This is a genomic window from Bacillus sp. JJ864 (genome assembly GCF_036963045.1).
Classification (GTDB): domain Bacteria; phylum Bacillota; class Bacilli; order Bacillales; family Bacillaceae_G; genus Bacillus_A; species Bacillus_A pseudomycoides_C.
Genome location: NZ_JBALLY010000025.1, coordinates 1 through 3133, shown reverse-complemented (window position 1 = coordinate 3133; position 3133 = coordinate 1). Strand labels below are relative to the sequence as shown.

Annotated in this window: 1 rRNA gene; it reads left to right on the top strand. The window is 51.2% G+C overall.

What is annotated here, in order from left to right:
* Nucleotides 1-48: 48 nt before the first annotated feature.
* A 23S ribosomal RNA gene (locus tag V7024_RS05360) occupies nucleotides 49-2971 on the top strand.
* Nucleotides 2972-3133 lie beyond the last annotated feature (162 nt).

Genomic DNA, 3133 nt, shown 5'->3' with positions numbered 1-3133 from the left:
TGTTCTTTGAAAACTAGATAACAGTGTAGCTCATATTTTTTTAATTTTGGTTAAGTTAGAAAGGGCGCACGGTGGATGCCTTGACACTAGGAGTCGATGAAGGACGGGACTAACACCGATATGCTTCGGGGAGCTGTAAGTAAGCTTTGATCCGGAGATTTCCGAATGGGGAAACCCACCATACGTAATGGTATGGTATCTTTATCTGAATACATAGGGTAAAGAAGACAGACCCAGGGAACTGAAACATCTAAGTACCTGGAGGAAGAGAAAGCAAATGCGATTTCCTGAGTAGCGGCGAGCGAAACGGAATCTAGCCCAAACCAAGAGGCTTGCCTCTTGGGGTTGTAGGACATTCTATACGGAGTTACAAAGGAACGAGGTAGACGAAGCAGCCTGGAAAGGCTCGTCATAGAAGGTAACAACCCTGTAGTTGAAACTTCGTTCCCTCTTGAATGTATCCTGAGTACGGCGGAACACGTGAAATTCCGTCGGAATCCGGGAGGACCATCTCCCAAGGCTAAATACTACCTAGTGATCGATAGTGAACCAGTACCGTGAGGGAAAGGTGAAAAGCACCCCGGAAGGGGAGTGAAAGAGATCCTGAAACCGTGTGCCTACAAATAGTCAGAGCCCGTTAACGGGTGATGGCGTGCCTTTTGTAGAATGAACCGGCGAGTTACGATCCCGTGCGAGGTTAAGCTGAAGAGGCGGAGCCGTAGCGAAAGCGAGTCTGAATAGGGCGTTTAGTACGTGGTCGTAGACCCGAAACCAGGTGATCTACCCATGTCCAGGGTGAAGTTCAGGTAACACTGAATGGAGGCCCGAACCCACGCACGTTGAAAAGTGCGGGGATGAGGTGTGGGTAGCGGAGAAATTCCAATCGAACCTGGAGATAGCTGGTTCTCCCCGAAATAGCTTTAGGGCTAGCCTCAAGTGTGAGAGTCTTGGAGGTAGAGCACTGATTGAACTAGGGGTCCTCATCGGATTACCGAATTCAGTCAAACTCCGAATGCCAATGACTTATCCTTGGGAGTCAGACTGCGAGTGATAAGATCCGTAGTCAAAAGGGAAACAGCCCAGACCGCCAGCTAAGGTCCCAAAGTGTGTATTAAGTGGAAAAGGATGTGGAGTTGCTTAGACAACTAGGATGTTGGCTTAGAAGCAGCCACCATTTAAAGAGTGCGTAATAGCTCACTAGTCGAGTGACTCTGCGCCGAAAATGTACCGGGGCTAAATACACCACCGAAGCTGCGGATTGATACCTATGGTATCAGTGGTAGGGGAGCGTTCTAAGTGCTGTGAAGTCAGATCGTAAGGACTGGTGGAGCGCTTAGAAGTGAGAATGCCGGTATGAGTAGCGAAAGACGGGTGAGAATCCCGTCCACCGAATGCCTAAGGTTTCCTGAGGAAGGCTCGTCCGCTCAGGGTTAGTCAGGACCTAAGCCGAGGCCGACAGGCGTAGGCGATGGACAACAGGTTGATATTCCTGTACCACCTCTTTATCGTTTGAGCAATGGAGGGACGCAGAAGGATAGAAGAAGCGTGCGATTGGTTGTGCACGTCCAAGCAGTTAGGCTGGTAAGTAGGCAAATCCGCTTACCGCGAAGGCTGAGCTGTGATGGGGAAGCTCCTTATGGAGCGAAGTCTTTGATTCCCCGCTGCCAAGAAAAGCTTCTAGCGAGATAAAAGGTGCCTGTACCGCAAACCGACACAGGTAGGCGAGGAGAGAATCCTAAGGTGTGCGAGAGAACTCTGGTTAAGGAACTCGGCAAAATGACCCCGTAACTTCGGGAGAAGGGGTGCTTTCTTAACGGAAAGCCGCAGTGAATAGGCCCAAGCGACTGTTTAGCAAAAACACAGGTCTCTGCGAAGCCGTAAGGCGAAGTATAGGGGCTGACACCTGCCCGGTGCTGGAAGGTTAAGGAGAGGGGTTAGCGCAAGCGAAGCTCTGAACTGAAGCCCCAGTAAACGGCGGCCGTAACTATAACGGTCCTAAGGTAGCGAAATTCCTTGTCGGGTAAGTTCCGACCCGCACGAAAGGTGTAACGATTTGGGCACTGTCTCAACCAGAGACTCGGTGAAATTATAGTACCTGTGAAGATGCAGGTTACCCGCGACAGGACGGAAAGACCCCGTGGAGCTTTACTGTAGCCTGATATTGAATTTTGGTACAGCTTGTACAGGATAGGCGGGAGCCTTTGAAGCCGGAGCGCTAGCTTCGGTGGAGGCGCTGGTGGGATACCGCCCTGGCTGTATTGAAATTCTAACCTACGGGTCTTATCGACCCGGGAGACAGTGTCAGGTGGGCAGTTTGACTGGGGCGGTCGCCTCCTAAAAAGTAACGGAGGCGCCCAAAGGTTCCCTCAGAATGGTTGGAAATCATTCGTAGAGTGCAAAGGCATAAGGGAGCTTGACTGCGAGACCTACAAGTCGAGCAGGGACGAAAGTCGGGCTTAGTGATCCGGTGGTTCCGCATGGAAGGGCCATCGCTCAACGGATAAAAGCTACCCCGGGGATAACAGGCTTATCTCCCCCAAGAGTCCACATCGACGGGGAGGTTTGGCACCTCGATGTCGGCTCATCGCATCCTGGGGCTGTAGTCGGTCCCAAGGGTTGGGCTGTTCGCCCATTAAAGCGGTACGCGAGCTGGGTTCAGAACGTCGTGAGACAGTTCGGTCCCTATCCGTCGTGGGCGTAGGAAATTTGAGAGGAGCTGTCCTTAGTACGAGAGGACCGGGATGGACGCACCGCTGGTGTACCAGTTGTTCTGCCAAGGGCATAGCTGGGTAGCTATGTGCGGAAGGGATAAGTGCTGAAAGCATCTAAGCATGAAGCCCCCCTCAAGATGAGATTTCCCATAGCGTTAAGCTAGTAAGATCCCTGAAAGATGATCAGGTTGATAGGTTCGAGGTGGAAGCGTGGTGACACGTGGAGCTGACGAATACTAATAGATCGAGGACTTAACCAAACAAAAAGCGTAAGCGACTCGCTCAGAATTGCAGGGCGTTGGAGCTCCTGACGTAGAGGCGTTATTTGCCTCACAGGAAGGTGCGAAACGACCGGAAATTCTAGTCGCTGGAGCTGGATTAAATCCAATATGCATACTACATGAATGTTATCTAGTTTTGAA